The organism is Tabrizicola sp. (assembly GCF_030373185.1).
Taxonomy (GTDB): domain Bacteria; phylum Pseudomonadota; class Alphaproteobacteria; order Rhodobacterales; family Rhodobacteraceae; genus Tabrizicola.
In genome coordinates this window covers 1-17,406 of sequence record NZ_JAUCZH010000001.1, presented here as the reverse complement: position 1 = coordinate 17,406, position 17,406 = coordinate 1, and the positions used below count along the sequence as shown (strand labels likewise).

The window sequence follows — 17,406 nt, the reverse complement described above, 5'->3', positions numbered from 1 at the left end:
GAAAAACAGGCTGAAAAGGCCTACGGTGGCGATCACCGGTCGATCTCCCCGAAGACTACGTCCATCGTCCCGATGATGGCAGAGACATCGGCCAACTGGTGGCCCTTGCAGATGTAATCCATGGATTGCAGATGCAGGAAGCCCGGCGCGCGGATCTTGGCGCGGTAGGGTTTGTTGGTGCCATCGGCCACGAGGTAGACGCCGAATTCGCCCTTGGGCGCCTCAACCGCCGCATAGACCTCGCCGGCAGGAACGTGGAAACCCTCGGTGTAAAGTTTGAAGTGGTGGATCAAGGCCTCCATCGAGGTCTTCATGTCACCGCGTTTCGGCGGGGTGATCTTGCCGCGCGCCAGAACATCGCCCTTTTCCACCCGCAGCTTGGCACAGGCCTGGCGGATGATGCTTGTCGACTGGCGCATCTCTTCCATGCGGCACAGGTAGCGATCATAGCAGTCACCATTCTTGCCGACGGGGATCTGGAAATCAAACTCGTCGTAACATTCATAGGGCTGCGCCCGGCGCAAATCCCATGCAAGGCCCGAGCCGCGGACCATCACGCCCGAATAGCCCCATTTCTGGATGTCAGCCTCGGTCACGATGCCGATATCGGCGTTGCGCTGCTTGAAGATGCGGTTTTCGGTCAGAAGGCCGTCGATATCGTCCAGAACCTTGGGGAATTCGACCGCCCATTGATCGATATCCTCGACAAGTTGATCGGGCAGGTCGACATGCACCCCGCCGGGCCGGAAATAGGCCGCATGCAGACGCGCCCCGCAGGCCCGCTCGTAGAACACCATCAGCTTCTCGCGTTCCTCGAAGCCCCAGAGCGGCGGGGTCAAGGCACCCACGTCCATGGCCTGCGTGGTAACGTTCAGAAGGTGGTTAAGCACCCGGCCGATTTCGGAATACAAGACCCGGATCAGGCTGGCACGGCGCGGAACTTCCGTGCCGGTCAGCCGCTCGATCGCGAGGCACCAGGCATGTTCCTGATTCATCGGGGCCACATAATCCAGCCGGTCGAAGTAGGGCAGGTTTTGCAGATAGGTCCGGCTTTCCATCAGCTTTTCGGTGCCGCGATGCAAAAGGCCGATATGCGGATCACAGCGTTCAACGATCTCGCCATCCAGCTCCAGCACCAGACGCAACACTCCGTGTGCTGCCGGATGCTGCGGGCCGAAGTTGATGTTGAAATTGCGGATACGCTGCTCACCGGTCTCGAAATCGGTCGAGCCGTCGTCATAGGTGTTCTTGCGGATATCGCCGTCCATCTATTTGGCTCCCGGCTTTGCATCGGCCTTCTGATCACCCGGAAGGATGTACTCGGCACCTTCCCACGGGCTCATGAAATCGAACTGGCGGTATTCCTGCACCAGCTTGACCGGTTCGTACACGACACGCTTCAGCGCCTCGTCATAGCGGACCTCGGTGTAACCCGTGGTGGGGAAGTCCTTGCGCAGGGGATAACCCCGGAAACCGTAGTCGGTCAGGATACGCCGCAGGTCGGGGTGGCCGCTGAACAGGATGCCGAACATGTCGAACACCTCGCGTTCGAACCAGTTGGCGCTTGGGTGCAACTCATGGATCGACGGCACCATGTCATCTTCCCGCACCGCGACTTTCAGACGGATGCGGTGGTTCCGGTACATCGACAGGAAATGATAGACCACATCGAACCGCGCGGCGCGCTCGGGGTGATCGATGGCAGTGATATCGACAAGCGACGAAAACCGGCAAGCCGGATCGTCGCGCAGGAATTCGACCAGCGCTTCCAGATTGGCAAGGTTGACGACCAGTGTCAGCTCATCAAAGGCTACGGCAGAGGACTGCACCGCGTCGGGCTGTTTCAAGCCGATGAAGGCGGCAAGTTCCTGGAGGGCTTCGCTCATGACTTACCTTACCAATGTGCCAGTGCGGCGGATTTTCCGCTGCAATTGCAGGATACCGTACAAAAGCGCCTCGGCGGTGGGCGGGCAGCCGGGAACGTAGATGTCTACCGGAACAATCCGGTCACAGCCGCGCACCACCGAATAGCTGTAGTGATAATAGCCGCCGCCATTGGCGCAGGATCCCATGGAGATCACATAGCGCGGCTCCGGCATCTGGTCGTAGACCTTGCGCAGCGCCGGGGCCATCTTGTTGGTCAGCGTGCCGGCCACGATCATCAGGTCCGACTGGCGCGGGGACGCCCGCGGCGCGGTGCCGAAGCGTTCAAGGTCATATCGCGGCATCGAGGTGTGCATCATCTCGACCGCGCAGCAGGCCAGGCCGAACGTCATCCAGTGCAGGGATCCGATCCGCGCCCAGTTGATGATGTCTTCGGTCGAGGTGAGCAGGAACCCCTTGTCCGCCAGTTCGCGGTTCAGGGCCTGAACCGCAACCTCATGGTCGCCCCCTGCCGTGTTGGCACCCGCCATCACTCCCATTCCAGGGCCCCCTTCTTCCATTCATAGGCGAAACCGATGGTCAGCACGGCCAGAAACAGCATCATGGACCAGAAGGCCGCCATGCTGAGTTCCCCGAAGGCCACCGCCCACGGGAACAGGAACGCGACCTCAAGGTCGAAGATGATGAACAGGATCGACACCAGATAGAAGCGCACGTCGAACTTCATCCGCGCGTCGTCGAAGGCGTTGAACCCACACTCATAGGCCGAGACCTTTTCAGGGTCCGGATTGCGAACCGCAAGGACGGCGGCGGCAAGGATCAGGACAAGGCCAAGACCGATGGCAATGGCCATGAGAATGATTATGGGAAGATACTCTCGGAGAAGCAGATCCACGAGGGACTCCTTGATGCTGGCGACACGCGAGCAACGCGGACTCTGTCGGCCCGCTTCGTCTCTCGGCCCGTTTACTCTGGCCCCCCGACCGGGTCAACCAAGACCGGAGCGGATTTCGAACCATGCAGGTGCAGAAATCATGAAAAGGGTGTCATTTCTGTCAGGACTTCAAAAGCCTGGATCGGAGTGGCCCAAGGATCGAAAGACCATTGCGAGGTTTGGTTCCCCCAACATGACCCGATCTGTGTCCCGGCGCCCTTTCGGCCCTGCCCATATGAAACGGTGCGATCCTGCGTTCTGCCCTGACATGCCTCTTTGCGTCATTGACGGCTCCGCCGCTTCAGGCCGGCGTCAGCGGGATTGACATTGCCGCTTTCGAGGTTCGGATCGCCATTCTGGAACCGCGCCATGGTTTGGTGCGGTCGGACATCGGCTGCGTTGCGGCCTGCAAAGCGACGGGCTGCTCAGACGGTGCGGCGCACGGGCCGGAAGTGATACCTGCCGTCCTGCCGGAAGATATGGCCGATGCCGGGGTCGGGCAGATGCGCACCCGCGACCAGAAGGCCCTTGCGCTTGGCCAGCCGCATCAGCGACAGCCGCGACTGCCGGGCAAGGGCCAGATCGGCATCATGCTTCCATCCGACCTCGGGGCGGGCAAACTGGATCGCCGCATGATGGACCAGATCGCCCCAGATCAACAGCCGCCCTTCGACCAGAAAGGCCATATGCCCCGCCGAATGGCCCGGCGCGTTGATCACCGTGACGCCGGGAAACGGCCCGTCGCCCTGTTCCAGCGGCACGAGCCGCGGCATCACCGGCTGCATCCGGGAATTGGCGCGAAAGGCCATCGTCTCCTCGATCGCCACGAAGACCCGCATCGCGTTCGGAAAGGCGGGGGCGCCGTCGGCATCGACGAGGCCAGACAGATGATCGACATGGGTATGGCTGAGCGCGATGGCCGTCACCTGCTGTGGCCCGAAGCCGGCCTCGGTCAGCGCGGCCTGCAACTGGCCCAGCCCCTTGTGCCAGGACGACGCGGCGCCGGCGTCGATCAGAAGGCACCCGGCTGGTCCCTTGACCAGAAAAGCGCGCACCGGAAGGCGCAGCCCGCCCTCGACCAGATCGGCCCCGGCAAGGGCTTCGGGGGAAAGTGGCTGGCCTTCGGTGTCCAGAAGGCAGTCCAGCGGCATCGCAGTCTCGCCATCGCTCAGCATCGTGACCTGAAGCTGCGCCAGTTCGATGGTCATGAACCGCTTGCCTGCACGAAGGATCCGCATCAGCACCAGCCCCCGCGCAGCCCGCCGCCATAGGTTCGGGCATGGCCTGCGCGGATCATGAGCCGGGCCACGTCCACCCCATCCAGTTCCAGCCGCACCAGCGCCCGGCCATACTGGTCCTTTCCGTCAAGGGTCAGCGTCAGCCGGTCGGCTTTCTGGATCAGCGTCCGCAAGCCCCAGCTTGCCCGTTCCGCCGCAAGGAATTCGTCGAGGCATTTCGGCGCATATTTCTCGGGCGTGTCGAAGCCAAGCAGCCGGGCGCTTTGCATCCCCTCTTCGGGGCAGATCAGCGTGACCGTATCGCCGTCGACGATCCGGATGATCCGGCAGGCCCCCTCGGCGCTGGCGATGGGCCGCATCGCCGCGTTCACAAGGTCGGCCAGCGTCGGCACGATCAGCAACCCGACAAGCGCGCCCACCATGACCAGCTTGAGATAGAAGCGCGGATCCACAAGCCGCCGCAACAGCCGGACCAGCGGGCCGGGGGGTCTTGCGGGGCGAAACACGGCCATCCGATTCAATCCGCCGCCGGGGCGACGACCAGCCCTGGCCGATCCGCCCGCGCGGCCTGGGCGACCTCATCGCCGATGATACGAGCGATCTGCGCCACGTCATCGGTCGTGAAGGTCAAGGGCAACCGCATGTCGATCAGCCCGGCAAGGAGGCGGTCCGTCTGGGGCAGTACTTCGGGCGCGGCATAGCGCCAGTGGGAATAGCGGCTGGTGAAGCCCTGCGGGTCGGCCGCACCGAACCATTTCAGCTCCACCCCGCGCGCGGCGGCCCCGGCCACGAGTGCGGCAATCCGGGCGGCATCCCAGCCCGGCAGCAGGAACTGGAAGGACGAGCCGACATAATCCTCATGCTGCGGGCGCGGGATCAGCCGCAGGCCCGGCACGCCGGCAAGCCCCGACTCCATCCCCTGATAAAGCGCGCGCCAGCGCGCCCGCCGGTCATCCAGCATCCCGATCTGTGGCCGCAGGATTGCCGCGCGCAGGTTGTCCATCCGGCTGGAGACGTTGGGGATATCCAGCTTCAACCCCTCGAACACCTCTGGCCCGGGCGCCGCCCGGTGGCGTGCGTAAAGCATGTATGACCCGGATAACAGCACCGCCCGCGCCGCAAGCTCCGCATCATCGGTGACCAGAAAGCCGCCCTCGCCGGAATTCATGTGCTTGTATGTCTGGGTGGAATAGCACCCGATCGCCCCATGGCGACCCGAGGCCACACCCTTCCACCGCGCGCCCATGGTATGGGCGCAATCCTCGACCACCCGCAGACCCAGCCGGTGGCAAAGCGCCATCAGCGCGTCCATGTCCCCCACATGCCCGCGCATGTGCGACAACAACAGGACGCGCGCGCCCGTGGCCTGCGCCTGCGCCTCCAGATGGGCAAGGTCGAGCGTCAGATCGTCGGTCACCTCGACAAAGACCGGCCGTGCTCCAAGCGAGGCGATGGCCCCCGGCACCGGTGCCAGGGTGAAGGCATTGGACAGAACCGGCTCACCGGGGCGGACCTGCAACGCGCGCAAGGCGCAGGCCATCGCCGCCCCGCCCGACGCCAGCGCCAGACAGTATCTTGCCCCGAGGTAAGCAGCAAATTCCTCTTCCAGAAGCGCGGTTTCGCCCACTTCGCCGGTGGCCATGTTATAGCGGTGCAACCGCCCGTGGCGCAGGACCGCCAAGGCTGCATCGATCCCCGCCTCGGGGATCGGCTCTTGCTGGGTAAAGCTGCCCGTGAACCGTTCCATCATCCTGCCTCCGGTCGGAGTGTAACCGTCAAGAACGGCTTAACCAACCCGACCCGCACATCTTCCGCAACAAGATAGACCGGGCCTGACAACCGGAAAGCCGCTGCTGCCGGCAAGACATGCCCGAGTATCGTCAAAAAGGCCACCATCCCGATGCCTGCCGCCACGTTCATCCACCCCGCCCTTAGCGCAACAATCGTGCGGCAAGGTCAGGCAGATCGTCATACCGATCGAGAAGGGCGGCAGGCTGGAACCGGCAGACCCCCGCACCTTCCGGGCCGAAGGTCACCAACGCCACCGGCACGCCCGCAGCAAGCCCGGTCTTTGCGTCCGTTTCCGTGTCGCCCACCAGCATCGACCGCGCGACGGCCCCCCCCGCCCGTTCGACTGCCGCCACATAGGGCGCCGGATCAGGCTTTCGGACCGGCAGCGTATCGGCTCCGATCATCGCGTCAAATGCCCCGCGCACCCCAAGCTGGCGCAAAAGTTCTTCCGCCAGAGCCTCGGGCTTGTTGGTGCAGATCGACACCGCGAAACCTTGCGATTTCAACAGCTCCACCGCCTCCATCGCGCCGGGGTATAGCCGGGTATGGACCGCGATGGCTTGGCCGTAAGCCTCCAGCAAGACCGGATAGGCCGCATCCACATCCGCCTCGGACCAGTCCCGCCCCAGCCGCGAATAGCCAAGGCGCAGCATCGCCCGCCCACCGTGAAAGGCGCACAAGGCATCCTCCGGCCCCAGCATGGGCGCAGGCAGGCAGGCATTCGCCGCCGCCAAGAGATCAGCCGAGGTATCCGCCAAAGTTCCGTCCAGATCGAAAACAACGCAGCGCATTTGCAGCAATCCTGTAACGAGACGTGAGGCATGGCCCCTTGCCAGCCCGCGCCACGGGGGTAAAACGGGCGCAACAATAAAGGAAGAGGCGGAATGCAGGTTTCAGTGATCGTGCTGGCGGCGGGACAAGGCACGCGGATGAATTCCGACCTGCCAAAGGTTCTGCACAAGATGGGCGCGGCACCGCTGCTTCACCACGCGCTTGCAACCGCCCGCAGCCTTGAGCCAGCCCGCATTGTCGTCGTCACCGGCCATAGCAGCGAAGACGTCACCGCCGCCACCCTTGCCTTTGACGAGACGGCCTTCTGTGTGCGGCAAGACCCGCAGAACGGCACCGCCCATGCCGTGCGGCAGGCAACCCCGTTTCTGGCCGATGCCGAGGGCGATGCGATCGTCATCTACGCAGACTCGCCGATGATCCGCGAAGCGACCTTGCGCGCCATGCTGGAAGCCCGCGCGCGCCATGCCGTTGTCGTGCTTGGCTTTCATGCCCGCGATCCCGGCCGCTATGGCCGTCTGATTGCCGATGGTGAAAACCTGCACAAGATCACCGAATGGAAAGACGCGGCCGATGCGGAACGCGCCATAACCCTTTGCAATTCCGGCGTGATCTGCGCTGACGCCAAGCTCTTGTCATCTCTGGTGGCCGAGGTGAAGAACGACAATGCCGCCGGGGAATATTACCTTACCGACATCGTCGAACTGGCACGCTCGCGCGGGTTTTCCGCCGGCGTTGTACTGTGCGACGAGGCCGAGACTTTGGGCGTCAACACTCGGGCGCAACTGGCCGAGGCCGAAGCCGCCTTCCAGTCCCGCGCCCGGGCCGAGGCGTTGGACAACGGCGTTACCCTGACCGCGCCCGAAACCGTGTTCTTCGCGCTGGATACCCATGTCGGCCGGGATGCGGTGATTGGCCCGAACGTGATCTTCGGCCCCGGCGTCACAGTTGAATCCGGTTCCGAAATCAAGGGCTTCTGCCATCTGGAAGGCTGCCACATCAGCCGGGGCGCACAGGTTGGCCCCTTTGCCCGCCTCCGCCCCGGCGCGGAACTGGCGGAAGATGTGCATGTCGGCAACTTCGTGGAAATCAAGAACGCCATCCTTGATGAAGGCGTGAAGGTGGGCCATCTGACCTACATCGGCGATGCGGATGTGGGGGAATTTACCAACATCGGCGCAGGCACCGTGACCTGCAACTATGACGGGGTGATGAAACACCGCACCACGATCGGCAAGCGTGTCTTCATCGGGTCCGATACCATGCTGGTGGCCCCGGTGACCGTGGGCGATGGCGCGCTGACCGCCTCGGGTTCGGTGATCACCGAGGATGTCCCACCCGAAGCCGTGGCCATCGGACGCTCGCGTCAGGTGACAAAACCCGGCCTTGCGACGCGAATGTTCGAAAAGTTGAAATCCATCAAGGCGGCCAAGGCAAAAGGGCAGTAAAAATGTGCGGTATTGTAGGTGTCTTGGGCAACCATGAAGCAGCCCCCCTTCTGGTGGAGGCGCTGAAACGCCTTGAATATCGCGGCTATGACTCCGCCGGGATCGCCACGGTTCACAAGGGCCAGCTTGACCGTCGCCGCGCGGTTGGCAAGCTGGTGAACCTGTCGGACCTTCTGGTTCACGAACCGCTCGCCGGGAAGGCCGGGATCGGCCATACCCGCTGGGCCACCCATGGCGCCGCGACGGTGGTGAACGCCCACCCGCACAAGGCCGGCGCGGTCGCGGTTGTCCACAACGGCATCATCGAAAACTACCGCGACCTGCGCAGCGAACTTGCCGCCGATGGTTACGCGCAGGAATCCGAGACCGATACCGAAACCATCGCCCTGCTTGCCCGGCGCGAGATCGACCGTGGGGCCTCCCCCGTTGAAGCTGCCCGCGCCACCCTCAAACGGCTGCACGGCGCCTTTGCGCTTTGCTTCCTGTTCGACGGGCAGGAAGACCTGATGATCGCCGCTCGCAAAGGCTCCCCCCTCGCCATCGGCCACGGGGTCGGGGAAATGTTTGTCGGCTCCGATGCCATCGCCCTTGCCCCGATGACCGACCGGATCACCTATCTGGAAGAGGGCGACTGGGCCGTGATCACCCGGCAAGGCGCCCAGATCTTCGACGCCGAGGATCGGCTTGCCAACCGGGCCGAAACCCGGGTCCAGATGGACAGCGCCCGGATCGAAAAGGCCGGCTACAAGCATTTCATGGCCAAGGAGATTGCCGAACAGCCCGTCGTCATTGCCGATGCGCTGAAGCATTACACCTCATCCAAAGGCACGCTGGAACTGCCGCAAGAGCTTGATTTTCATGACATTGATCGGGTGACGCTAGTGGCCTGCGGCACCGCCTCCTACGCATGCCATGTCGCGAAATACTGGTTCGAACAGATCGCGGGCCTGCCTGCCGATATCGATATCGCCTCGGAATTCCGCTACCGCGACCCGGTGCTTTCCCCCGCCTCCATGGCGGTATTCGTCAGCCAGTCGGGCGAGACGGCAGATACCCTTGCCGCCCTGCGCTATGCCCGCGAACAGGTGGCGCGCGTGGTGTCGGTGATCAACGTCCCCACGTCGTCGATCGCCCGCGAATCCGATCTGGCGCTGCCGATCATGGCCGGGGTCGAGGTGGGCGTCGCCTCGACCAAGGCCTTCACCTGCCAACTCGTCACCCTTGCGCTCATGGCCCTGAAGGCGGCGCAGGATCGCGGGCAGATCGACCCCGCCACCCTGAAACAGCGCCTTGACGACCTGCGCGCCCTGCCCGGGCTGATGAACGTGGCGCTGGCCCTTTCAGACCCGATCGCCCGGATCGCCAAGGATCTTGCCAAGGCGCAGGATGTCTTGTTCCTTGGCCGTGGCCCGATGTTCCCGCTGGCGCTTGAAGGCGCATTGAAACTCAAGGAAATCAGCTATATCCACGCCGAAGGTTACGCATCGGGTGAATTGAAACACGGCCCCATCGCGCTGATTGACGCGCAGGTTCCGGTGATCGTCCTTGCCCCGAAGGACGCACTTTTCGACAAGACCGTCTCCAACATGCAAGAGGTGATGGCTCGCAACGGCAAGGTGCTTCTTCTCTCTGACGCCGAGGGAATCGAGGCCGCCGGAACCGGCACCTGGAAGACCTTGACGCTGCCCGCAGTCGCGCCCCTCTGGGCGCCGATCCTCTACGCGATCCCGGCGCAGCTTCTTGCCTATCATACCGCCATTGCGAAAGGCACCGATGTGGACCAACCCCGCAACCTCGCGAAATCGGTGACGGTTGAATAGCCAACCGCTTAAAACTTATCTAAAAATCGCCTTCCTCTCTGAAAAAATATCCCACGGGAGGTCTGGAGGGTGTGAAACCCTCCAGTCCGCCGCCAGCCGAAAGGACCGCCCATGGGCAAGCGTTACCCCGACCTGCAACCCGATCAGATCGCCTTCATCGGCCAGCAGCACCTCTATTTCGTCGGCACCGCTGCCCCCGGCACCCGGGTCAATCTTTCACCGAAAGGCATGGATTCGCTCCGCATCCTTGGCCCGACCCGCATCCTGTGGCTCAATCTGACCGGGTCAGGCAATGAAACCGCCGCCCATCTGGCGCTGGATCCGCGCATCACGCTGATGTGGTGCAGCTTTACCACCCGCCCGCTGATCCTGCGCGCCTATGGCACCGCTCGCGCCATCCACCATGGCGATGCCGACTGGCCCGAACTGAAGGCGCAGCTCCCCGACCAACCCGGCGCGCGGCAGATCATCGATGTCCGCATCAACCTTGTCCAAAGCTCCTGTGGCTTCGCCGTCCCTTTCATGGATTTCCGGGAAGACCGCCCGGTCCTGCAAAACTGGGCCAAGGACAAAGGCCCCGATGGCCTGCGCGACTATTGGGCCAACCGCAACCGCGAAACCATTGACGGTATCGCCACGGGGATCGAGGCCAACCTGTGACCCCTTTCCAACAGATCGAGGCCTTGGGAAACCCAGGCAAAGCCTTGGAAATGCAGGCCTATCACAAGGCCCCGCGCCGCTATCTGGGCGTTTCGGTGCCAGAGGTGGAAAGCCTGACCACCCAATGGCGGGCCGAACTTTCGCTTGACGACCGCCTCGCCCTTGCTGCCAGCCTATGGCAAACCGACGTCCACGAGGCCCGCATCGCTGCCGCGAAACTGCTCACGCAGGCCCGTCTCCGCCCTGACGATGCCGCCTGGGCTCTGATCCAGTCATGGGTTCCCGATTTCGACGGCTGGGCGCTGGCCGATCACGCCAGCATCGCTGGTCAAAAGCGCCTTGTCGCAGATCCCGCCCGCCTTGACACGGTCGAGGCATGGGTCACCTCACCCCACATGTGGACCCGCCGCGCGGCTTTGGTCATGACCCTGCCCTGGACGAAGCAGAATTTTCCCAAGCCCCAAGACCTTGAAATCCGTGATCGTGTGCTTGGCTGGTGCGCCACCTTGGCCCGCGATCCCGACTGGTTCATCCAGAAAGCGGTAGCATGGTGGGTGCGCGACCTGTCAAAGCATGACGCCCCCCGTGCGCGCGCCTTCCTTGAAGCGCATGCTCCGGACCTGAAGCCCTTCGCCCGCAACGAAGCGGCGCGCCACCTTCCGGGCGAAGCCGACTGACCTAAGCCTGCACTTTGCTCTTTTCACAAATACTCCCGGGGGTCCGGGGGTGGAACCCCCGGCGAAGTCAGCCGCGCAAACCGCCCTGCCCGATCGGCCTCATGGCCCGAAAACCGTCACTTCCGTCAATCCGGTCAGGCTCAATCCCAGTGCCTGAAACGCCGCCAGCGACAGAAGCGCGCCGCCGGTGCCGGGCCGCAACTCGACCGCAAGGCTTTTCCCCGCCGCCGTCACGATCCGGCCTTGAACTGTTTGGCTGACAAGGCTGGTCTTCAGCCAGATCCCCTGTTCGGCGGGCGGACCAAGGGCGACAATGACACGGCCAAGGTTGCGCTCGCCGCTGGCTGCCGGTGCGGCAAGGGCGGCTGCTTTTTCCTCGGCGGTGCTGGTATCCAGCGTCTCTGCGCGCACCGCCCGCGCGCCCAAGCCCGTGGTCCCTGCGGCTGGCATCGTCCCGGCTGCGGCCTCTGGGTCCGGGGTTCCCGTGATCGACCCCGGTGCAGGGCCACCTTTCGGCTCCAGCGCGGCGCATCCTGCAAGGGCGATCAGGAGCGGCAGGGAAACAATGGTTCTCATCATGGCCCAAAGCCTAACCTGCCACCCCAGCACTCGCAATCGGCGCTTTCCGCCTTGTGCGCCCATCCGCCCAGTCTTACCTTCAACGCATGGAACAACTTGTCGATCCCTTCGCCCGCGCGATCTCTTATCTGCGTGTTTCGGTCACCGACCGTTGCGATTTCCGTTGCAGCTACTGCATGTCCGAAAACATGACCTTCCTGCCCAAGGCCGATCTCCTCAGCCTTGAGGAACTTGACCGTCTCTGCACCACCTTCATCGGCATGGGTGTGCAAAAGCTGCGGATCACCGGAGGTGAGCCTTTGGTGCGCAAGGGGATCCTGACTTTCTTCGAAGCGATGAGCCGCCATCTGAAATCTGGCGCCCTGAAGGAACTCACGCTGACAACCAACGGCAGCCAGCTTGCGAAGTTCGCCGAACCTCTTGCCGCTCTTGGCGTGCGGCGCATCAATGTCAGCCTGGACACGCTGGACCCACGGAAGTTTTCAGAAATCACCCGCTGGGGCCGCCTGCCGCAAGTGCTTGACGGGATAGCCGCCGCCAAGTCCGCCGGCCTGCGCGTCAAGATCAACGCCGTGGCACTGAAGGGCTTCAACGAGGATGAACTTTTCAGCCTGACCGAATGGTGCGCCGCCAATGACCATGACCTTACCTTCATCGAGGTGATGCCGATGGGCGAAGACATGGGCGACGGGTTGCGGCTTGATCAATACTGGCCGCTGAAAGACCTGCGCGCCCGGCTCGGCCAGCGCTACACTCTGACTGACCTTGCCGAACGCACCGGCGGCCCCGCCCGCTATGTCCGGCTGGAAGAAACTGGTCAGAAGGTCGGCTTCATCACCCCCCTGACCCATAACTTCTGCGAAAGCTGCAACCGCGTACGGCTGACCTGCACGGGTGAACTTTACATGTGCCTTGGTCAGGAAGACATGGCGGACCTGCGCGCCCCCTTGCGCGCCAGCCCGGACGCGGAGCCCCTTGAACAGGCGATCCGCGCCGCGATTGCCCGCAAGCCCAAGGGCCACGATTTCGACTATTCCCGTCAGGCCATCAAAGGCCAGATGTCCCGCCACATGAGCCACACCGGCGGCTGAGCCTTGCTGATTTCAGCTGTCGGATAATGCCCGTTGCCGAGGGCTGGCCCTTGCGGAAAACCCGCCCGCCCAGGACTGCCAGCGATTACTTGGTCAGGATCAGTTTGCCCGCCCGGGTGATCCGCAGGCTGTAGACCTGCCCGTCAAGCGTGATACGGGCCAGACTGCCGCCCTCGGTCAAGACCCGCGCTTCATGCACTGGCGTTGCATCAGCGGTCAGCCAGATATCCAGTTGGGCGTTCATTTCCCCGCCTCCAGCCGCGCAATCATTGCTTCAAGCAAAGCGCCGGGGAACGGCACATGCGCTGCGGCCTTGAAAAGATCCAGAAATTCGGAACGGGGGGCCGGCTCGGGTCTGGGCATGGTGAACTCCACCTGTTTGAAGGACACCGGGCGCGCTCCTGCGGAAACAGGAACTGGCTGGGTTATTTTTTTATCCTGAGTATTTCACTCATCTTTGTCAAGCCACCGGATGCTCATATTCTACTGGCCCCCGCCGCTGCAACCGCTATCCTTGCGGCGGAAACGCCACTGATGACCACAGACCCAGACCCCGCAGGCCAGCTTCTAAGCCTCCCCCCGCCCCGGATGAATGCGGGGCGGTTGGCAAGACTTGTGGAGGATCACTGGGGGCTGACCGGCAGCTACACCCAGCTTACCTCTGAGCGCGACCTGAACCACCGGCTAGACACCGCGACGGCCAGCTTCACCGTCAAGCTGTCCAACCCGGCAGAACCATCAGAGCTGACGGATTTCCAGACCAGGGCCTTGCTGCATGCGGCCGTGGCCGACCCCGACCTGCCGACCCCGCGCGTGATCCCCACCCGCGACGGCCACCCGATCCTGCGCTGTGACGAAGGGGCGCTTCGCCTGCTTGGCTGGTGTCCCGGCACCCCGGTCGCGCATCTGCCGCGCACGCCGGCCCTTGCCTGGGCCACAGGTGCCGCGCTGGCCCGGCTGACCGCAGCCCTTGCCAGTTTCGACCACCGGGCCGCCGACCATGTCCTGTTTTGGGATATCCGCCAGTTCCCCAGGCTTGCCCCGCTTTTGAATGCGCTGCCCGCCGATCTTGGCCACGACCTTCAGCCCGGGGCAGCAGCCTTCCTCGACCAGTTCAAGGCCGAGGTCGCGCCCGCCCTTGCCCGCCTGCCGAAGCAAGTGGTCCATGCCGATTTCAATCCGCACAACCTGCTGGCCGACCCGACCCGGCCCGACACGCTGACCGGTATCCTTGATTTCGGTGACATGGTGCGCAGCCACAAGATCTGCGACCTTGCCACGGCCTGTTCCTACCAGATCGACCCTGCCGATCCGCTGCATCTGCTGGCACCGCTCCTGTCGGCCTATCACGCCCACCTGCCCCTGACCGAAGCCGAGATCCGGCTTCTGCCCAGCCTGATCACCGCGCGGATGTTCACCACCTTGATCATCTCGGGATGGCGCGCGGCCCGTTACCCCCAAAACGCCGCCTACATCCTGCGAAACGCCCCATCCGCCCGGGCTGGCCTTGCTGCCGCCGCCAGTCTTACCCCCCGGCAGCTAAATGCCGCCTGTGAAGGTGCATACCCATCATGACCACCGCCCCCGCGATGCCTAACGTCTACACCCCCGGCGCAGCCCCGGTCGCCGCCGAAGACGAAGCCCGGATCGCACGGCGCGCCGCCCTGCTTGGCCCGGCCTACCGGCTGTTTTACGAACAACCCCTGCACCTTGTGCGCGGCGAAGGCGTCTGGCTTTACGACCGCGACGGCCGCGCCTATCTCGACACCTACAACAACGTGGCCTCGGTCGGGCATTGCCACCCCCGGGTGGTAGAGGCGATGACGCGGCAAGCCGCAACGCTGGCCACCCATACCCGCTACCTTCATGATGGCATCCTTGATTATGCCGAACGCCTGCTGGCCCTGTTCCCGCCCGCCCTCGCCCATGTGATGTTCACCTGCACCGGGTCCGAGGCGAACGATCTCGCCTTTCGCATCGCAAGGGCCAAGACTGGCGGCACCGGCATCATCGTCACCGACAACGCCTATCACGGCGTCACCCTCGCCACCGCCGAGGCATCAATGTCGATCGGCCCGGCAACGGCCCCCGGCCCCACGGTTTTCCCCATCCCTGCCCCCAGCGCCACGAACTACCCCGAAGGCATCGCCACAGGCTTCGCCGCCGCTGTCACCGCCGCGGCTGATCGTATGGCAGCCCAAGGCCTCAAGCCCGCCGCGCTGATCGCCGATACGATCTTTTCGTCAGACGGAGTCCTTCCGGACCCCGCCGGCTTTCTTGCCCCCGCTGTCGCCGCGATCCGCGCCGCCGGTGGCCTTTTCATCGCCGATGAGGTGCAGCCGGGCTTTGGCCGCACCGGCGGGCATATGTGGGGGTTCGAACGGCACGGGCTGTTGCCCGACATGGTGTCGCTTGGAAAACCCATGGGCAACGGCTACCCTCTGGCAGGCCTTGTGGTGCAACCGCAGGTCGTGTCCGATTTTGGCGCAAAGGCGCGCTATTTCAACACTTTCGGTGGCAATGCAGTTGCTGCCGCCGTCGGCCTTTCCGTCCTTGACGTGATCCGCGACGAAGGCTTGATGGAAAACGCCGACACCGTAGGCAAGGCCTTCGCCGCAGGCCTGCGCGACCTTGCCGCCCGCCACGATGGCTTGGGCGAAACCCGCGCGGCGGGCCTCTTTCTTGGCACCGATATCGTCGCGCAAGGCCAACCCGATGCCCTTCGCGCTGGCCGCCTTGTCAACGACCTGCGCCGCGAAGGCATCCTGATCAGCGCCACCGGCCCCAAAGGCCATATCCTTAAAATCCGCCCACCCCTGCCCTTCTCGCTGGCAAACGTGGATCAGTTCCTCACCACATTCGACCGGGTTCTTGGCAGAACCTGACCTGCCACTTGCTCTTTTGACAAATACTCTCAGGGGGTTTGGGGGCAGAATGCCCCCATCAGCCGCAGCCGGTTGCGCGCTGGCGCGCAGAAGGCAAGACAAAGGCCCGCGCGCTTGCGCGAACGATCAGACTTTCGCCCGGATCAGCCCAGCGCGTAGCCCGCGCCGCGCACCGTGCGCACCGGATCGTCACCGCCAAACTGCATCAGCGACTTACGCAACCGGCCGACATGCACGTCAACCGTGCGGGTATCGACATAGATGTCGCGCCCCCAGACCATGTCCAGCAGTTGCTCACGGCTGAACACCCGGCCCGGCCGTTCCATCAGGGTGACCAGAAGCTTGAACTCCGTCGGTCCCAGCTTCAGCACCTTGTCGCCCCTATAGACGCGGTGGCTTTCAGGATCGAGCCGGATATCCTCATGCTCCAGCACCACCCCGGCGGTCGAAGGCCGCACCCGGCGCAATTGCGCCCGCGCCCGCGCCATCAACTCCAACACCGAATAGGGCTTGATCACATAGTCATCCGCCCCGGTTTCCAGCCCCCGGATCCGGTCTACCTCTTCTGCCCGTGCCGACAGCATGATGATCGGGATGCCCCGCGTCTCGGGCCGCATCTTCAGGCGTCGGCAGACCTCGATCCCCGAAACCTTCGGCATCATCCAGTCAAGGATGATGATGTCGGGATCTTCTTCGTCGACCAGGACCATCGCGTCCTCGCCATTGTCGGCCTGGGTCACCGCAAAGCCCTCGGCCTCAAGATTGTAGGCCAGAACCGTGCGCTGCGCCGGTTCATCCTCGACCAAAAGCACCCTTGGCTGTCCGCTGCGCGCCATCTTCAGCCCCTCGCTGCAATGCCGGTCGTACTGTCGACCTTCGGCCGGTCATCCCCCGGCATCGCCCCGGTCACCAGATAGATCACCTGTTCAGCGACCGAGGTTGCATGGTCGCCAACCCGTTCGATATTCTTGGCGATGAAATGCAGATGCATGCAGGGACCAATGTTCCTTGGGTCTTCCATCATATGGGTCAGGAACTCGCGGAAGATCGAATTGTACATCTGGTCCACGTCGCGGTCGCGCTGGCGGACATCCTCGGCCAGCTTCACGTCACGCCGGATATAGGCATCCAGCGCATCGGTCAGCATCTGCACCACAGCTCGCGCCAGCCGTCGGATCGACCCGGATGCCCCCGGCACCTGTGGCATCTGACTGAGAATCGCGGTGCGTTTGGCCAGGTTCTTGGCGTAATCACCGGCGCGTTCCAGTGCGGCGGCGATCTTCATCACCGTCAACACCGTGCGCAGATCTCCAGCGGTCGGGCCACGCAGCGCGATCAACCGGGCGCATTCACTGTTGATCTGGTCTTCCAACGCGTCGATCGCCGCATCACCTGCGCGCACCCTTGCGGCCAGATCCTCGTCCCGGGCATCCAGCGCTTCGGCAGCGTCAAGAAGGGCGGTCTCTACCAGCCCCCCCATCCGCATGACCAGCGCCTGAGCGGATTCAAGATCACGGTCAAAGGCCGTGGCAATATGAGCACTGTTCATTCTGTCGCTCCTTACCCGATGCGCCCGGTGATATAGGATTCGGTCCTTGGGTCTTTCGGGT

Annotated in this window: 20 protein-coding genes; 7 read left to right on the top strand and 13 right to left on the bottom strand. The window is 63.7% G+C overall.

The window, feature by feature from the left end:
• Positions 1 to 32: 32 nt before the first annotated feature.
• The 8 genes from QUV21_RS00100 to QUV21_RS00065 all read right to left on the bottom strand — a co-directional run bounded on the left by QUV21_RS00100 (position 33) and on the right by QUV21_RS00065 (position 6,638).
• Complete coding sequence (locus QUV21_RS00100) at positions 33 to 1,268, bottom strand: NADH-quinone oxidoreductase subunit D (protein WP_300852247.1); 1,236 nt, start codon at positions 1,266 to 1,268, stop codon at positions 33 to 35.
• Complete coding sequence (locus QUV21_RS00095; RefSeq protein ID WP_300852245.1) at positions 1,269 to 1,886, bottom strand: NADH-quinone oxidoreductase subunit C; 618 nt, start codon at positions 1,884 to 1,886, stop codon at positions 1,269 to 1,271. It lies immediately after the preceding gene.
• A gap of 3 nt (positions 1,887 to 1,889) precedes the next feature.
• A complete protein-coding gene (locus tag QUV21_RS00090; RefSeq protein ID WP_300852243.1) occupies positions 1,890 to 2,423 on the bottom strand; it encodes an NADH-quinone oxidoreductase subunit B family protein in 534 nt (177 codons plus the stop codon).
• Positions 2,414 to 2,779 (bottom strand): NADH-quinone oxidoreductase subunit A, encoded by a 366-nt coding sequence (locus QUV21_RS00085; protein ID WP_300852242.1) that lies wholly within the window; start codon positions 2,777 to 2,779, stop codon positions 2,414 to 2,416. The genes QUV21_RS00090 and QUV21_RS00085 overlap by 10 nt, the downstream gene beginning before the upstream one ends.
• Positions 2,780 to 3,243: 464 nt before the next feature.
• Positions 3,244 to 4,056 carry an MBL fold metallo-hydrolase gene (locus tag QUV21_RS00080; protein ID WP_300852240.1) on the bottom strand — a complete coding sequence of 271 codons (813 nt, stop codon included), beginning with the start codon at positions 4,054 to 4,056 and terminating at the stop codon, positions 3,244 to 3,246.
• Positions 4,056 to 4,568 carry a thermonuclease family protein gene (locus tag QUV21_RS00075; RefSeq protein WP_300852239.1) on the bottom strand — a complete coding sequence of 171 codons (513 nt, stop codon included), beginning with the start codon at positions 4,566 to 4,568 and terminating at the stop codon, positions 4,056 to 4,058. The genes QUV21_RS00080 and QUV21_RS00075 overlap by 1 nt, the downstream gene beginning before the upstream one ends.
• A 5-nt stretch (positions 4,569 to 4,573) precedes the next feature.
• Entirely contained in the window at positions 4,574 to 5,806 is a 1,233-nt protein-coding gene (locus QUV21_RS00070; RefSeq protein ID WP_300852238.1) for an aminotransferase class I/II-fold pyridoxal phosphate-dependent enzyme, read from the bottom strand.
• A gap of 181 nt (positions 5,807 to 5,987) precedes the next feature.
• Positions 5,988 to 6,638 carry an HAD-IA family hydrolase gene (locus tag QUV21_RS00065; RefSeq protein WP_300852237.1) on the bottom strand — a complete coding sequence of 217 codons (651 nt, stop codon included), beginning with the start codon at positions 6,636 to 6,638 and terminating at the stop codon, positions 5,988 to 5,990.
• Positions 6,639 to 6,731: 93 nt separating this feature from the next.
• Between QUV21_RS00065 and glmU the strand changes: the two genes are divergently transcribed.
• The 4 genes from glmU (at position 6,732) to QUV21_RS00045 (ending at position 11,241) form a co-directional block, all read left to right on the top strand.
• On the top strand, positions 6,732 to 8,084 hold the full coding sequence (gene glmU / locus QUV21_RS00060; RefSeq protein WP_300852235.1) for a bifunctional UDP-N-acetylglucosamine diphosphorylase/glucosamine-1-phosphate N-acetyltransferase GlmU: 1,353 nt from the start codon (positions 6,732 to 6,734) through the stop codon (positions 8,082 to 8,084).
• 2 nt (positions 8,085 to 8,086) lie between these two features.
• Positions 8,087 to 9,904 carry a glutamine--fructose-6-phosphate transaminase (isomerizing) gene (gene glmS / locus QUV21_RS00055; protein ID WP_300852233.1) on the top strand — a complete coding sequence of 606 codons (1,818 nt, stop codon included), beginning with the start codon at positions 8,087 to 8,089 and terminating at the stop codon, positions 9,902 to 9,904.
• Positions 9,905 to 10,015: 111 nt separating this feature from the next.
• On the top strand, positions 10,016 to 10,564 hold the full coding sequence (locus QUV21_RS00050) for a pyridoxamine 5'-phosphate oxidase family protein (protein WP_300852231.1): 549 nt from the start codon (positions 10,016 to 10,018) through the stop codon (positions 10,562 to 10,564).
• Positions 10,561 to 11,241 (top strand): DNA alkylation repair protein, encoded by a 681-nt coding sequence (locus QUV21_RS00045; protein WP_300852230.1) that lies wholly within the window; start codon positions 10,561 to 10,563, stop codon positions 11,239 to 11,241. The genes QUV21_RS00050 and QUV21_RS00045 overlap by 4 nt, the downstream gene beginning before the upstream one ends.
• A gap of 99 nt (positions 11,242 to 11,340) precedes the next feature.
• Here QUV21_RS00045 and QUV21_RS00040 read toward each other — a convergent pair whose 3' ends face one another.
• Positions 11,341 to 11,820 (bottom strand): D-galactarate dehydratase, encoded by a 480-nt coding sequence (locus QUV21_RS00040; protein ID WP_300852229.1) that lies wholly within the window; start codon positions 11,818 to 11,820, stop codon positions 11,341 to 11,343.
• 86 nt (positions 11,821 to 11,906) lie between these two features.
• Here QUV21_RS00040 and moaA point away from each other — a divergent pair, with 86 nt between their 5' ends.
• Positions 11,907 to 12,911, top strand: a complete 1,005-nt coding sequence (moaA, locus tag QUV21_RS00035; protein ID WP_300852227.1) for a GTP 3',8-cyclase MoaA — start codon at positions 11,907 to 11,909, stop codon at positions 12,909 to 12,911.
• Positions 12,912 to 12,996: 85 nt separating this feature from the next.
• Here the strand turns inward: moaA and QUV21_RS00030 are convergent, their stop codons facing one another.
• Positions 12,997 to 13,155, bottom strand: coding sequence for a hemin uptake protein HemP (locus QUV21_RS00030; RefSeq protein ID WP_300852225.1), 159 nt, complete (start codon positions 13,153 to 13,155; stop codon positions 12,997 to 12,999).
• Positions 13,152 to 13,274: a hypothetical protein gene (locus QUV21_RS00025; RefSeq protein WP_300852223.1), complete on the bottom strand. Its 123-nt coding sequence runs from the start codon at positions 13,272 to 13,274 to the stop codon at positions 13,152 to 13,154. The genes QUV21_RS00030 and QUV21_RS00025 overlap by 4 nt, the downstream gene beginning before the upstream one ends.
• A gap of 171 nt (positions 13,275 to 13,445) precedes the next feature.
• On the opposite strand from QUV21_RS00025, the gene QUV21_RS00020 reads away from it, so the two are divergent.
• Both QUV21_RS00020 and QUV21_RS00015 read left to right on the top strand, forming a co-directional pair.
• Positions 13,446 to 14,486, top strand: coding sequence for a phosphotransferase (locus QUV21_RS00020; RefSeq protein ID WP_300852222.1), 1,041 nt, complete (start codon positions 13,446 to 13,448; stop codon positions 14,484 to 14,486).
• Positions 14,483 to 15,796 carry an aminotransferase class III-fold pyridoxal phosphate-dependent enzyme gene (locus QUV21_RS00015; protein WP_300852221.1) on the top strand — a complete coding sequence of 438 codons (1,314 nt, stop codon included), beginning with the start codon at positions 14,483 to 14,485 and terminating at the stop codon, positions 15,794 to 15,796. Before QUV21_RS00020 ends, QUV21_RS00015 begins: the two co-directional genes overlap by 4 nt.
• A gap of 143 nt (positions 15,797 to 15,939) precedes the next feature.
• Here the strand turns inward: QUV21_RS00015 and phoB are convergent, their stop codons facing one another.
• Together phoB and phoU are read right to left on the bottom strand one after the other, a co-directional pair.
• The gene (phoB, locus tag QUV21_RS00010; RefSeq protein ID WP_300852219.1) at positions 15,940 to 16,632 is read right to left on the bottom strand and encodes a phosphate regulon transcriptional regulator PhoB; all 693 of its coding nucleotides are present in this window, start codon (positions 16,630 to 16,632) and stop codon (positions 15,940 to 15,942) included.
• Between the two features lie 2 nt (positions 16,633 to 16,634).
• On the bottom strand, positions 16,635 to 17,345 hold the full coding sequence (phoU, locus tag QUV21_RS00005) for a phosphate signaling complex protein PhoU (RefSeq protein ID WP_300852218.1): 711 nt from the start codon (positions 17,343 to 17,345) through the stop codon (positions 16,635 to 16,637).
• Positions 17,346 to 17,406: the final 61 nt, after the last annotated feature.

What these genes read in the sequence shown, in the direction of transcription:
- QUV21_RS00100 (WP_300852247.1), bottom strand. Translation starts at nt 1,268, where the DNA reads ATGGACGGCGATATCCGCAAGAACACCTATGACGACGGCTCGACCGAT.
- QUV21_RS00095 (WP_300852245.1), bottom strand. Translation starts at nt 1,886, where the DNA reads ATGAGCGAAGCCCTCCAGGAACTTGCCGCCTTCATCGGCTTGAAACAG.
- QUV21_RS00090 (WP_300852243.1), bottom strand. Translation starts at nt 2,423, where the DNA reads ATGGGAGTGATGGCGGGTGCCAACACGGCAGGGGGCGACCATGAGGTT.
- QUV21_RS00080 (WP_300852240.1), bottom strand. Translation starts at nt 4,056, where the DNA reads ATGCGGATCCTTCGTGCAGGCAAGCGGTTCATGACCATCGAACTGGCG.
- QUV21_RS00075 (WP_300852239.1), bottom strand. Translation starts at nt 4,568, where the DNA reads ATGGCCGTGTTTCGCCCCGCAAGACCCCCCGGCCCGCTGGTCCGGCTG.
- QUV21_RS00070 (WP_300852238.1), bottom strand. Translation starts at nt 5,806, where the DNA reads ATGATGGAACGGTTCACGGGCAGCTTTACCCAGCAAGAGCCGATCCCC.
- QUV21_RS00065 (WP_300852237.1), bottom strand. Translation starts at nt 6,638, where the DNA reads ATGCGCTGCGTTGTTTTCGATCTGGACGGAACTTTGGCGGATACCTCG.
- glmU (WP_300852235.1), top strand. Translation starts at nt 6,732, where the DNA reads ATGCAGGTTTCAGTGATCGTGCTGGCGGCGGGACAAGGCACGCGGATG.
- glmS (WP_300852233.1), top strand. Translation starts at nt 8,087, where the DNA reads ATGTGCGGTATTGTAGGTGTCTTGGGCAACCATGAAGCAGCCCCCCTT.
- QUV21_RS00050 (WP_300852231.1), top strand. Translation starts at nt 10,016, where the DNA reads ATGGGCAAGCGTTACCCCGACCTGCAACCCGATCAGATCGCCTTCATC.
- QUV21_RS00040 (WP_300852229.1), bottom strand. Translation starts at nt 11,820, where the DNA reads ATGATGAGAACCATTGTTTCCCTGCCGCTCCTGATCGCCCTTGCAGGA.
- moaA (WP_300852227.1), top strand. Translation starts at nt 11,907, where the DNA reads ATGGAACAACTTGTCGATCCCTTCGCCCGCGCGATCTCTTATCTGCGT.
- QUV21_RS00030 (WP_300852225.1), bottom strand. Translation starts at nt 13,155, where the DNA reads ATGAACGCCCAACTGGATATCTGGCTGACCGCTGATGCAACGCCAGTG.
- QUV21_RS00025 (WP_300852223.1), bottom strand. Translation starts at nt 13,274, where the DNA reads ATGCCCAGACCCGAGCCGGCCCCCCGTTCCGAATTTCTGGATCTTTTC.
- QUV21_RS00020 (WP_300852222.1), top strand. Translation starts at nt 13,446, where the DNA reads ATGACCACAGACCCAGACCCCGCAGGCCAGCTTCTAAGCCTCCCCCCG.
- QUV21_RS00015 (WP_300852221.1), top strand. Translation starts at nt 14,483, where the DNA reads ATGACCACCGCCCCCGCGATGCCTAACGTCTACACCCCCGGCGCAGCC.
- phoB (WP_300852219.1), bottom strand. Translation starts at nt 16,632, where the DNA reads ATGGCGCGCAGCGGACAGCCAAGGGTGCTTTTGGTCGAGGATGAACCG.
- phoU (WP_300852218.1), bottom strand. Translation starts at nt 17,345, where the DNA reads ATGAACAGTGCTCATATTGCCACGGCCTTTGACCGTGATCTTGAATCC.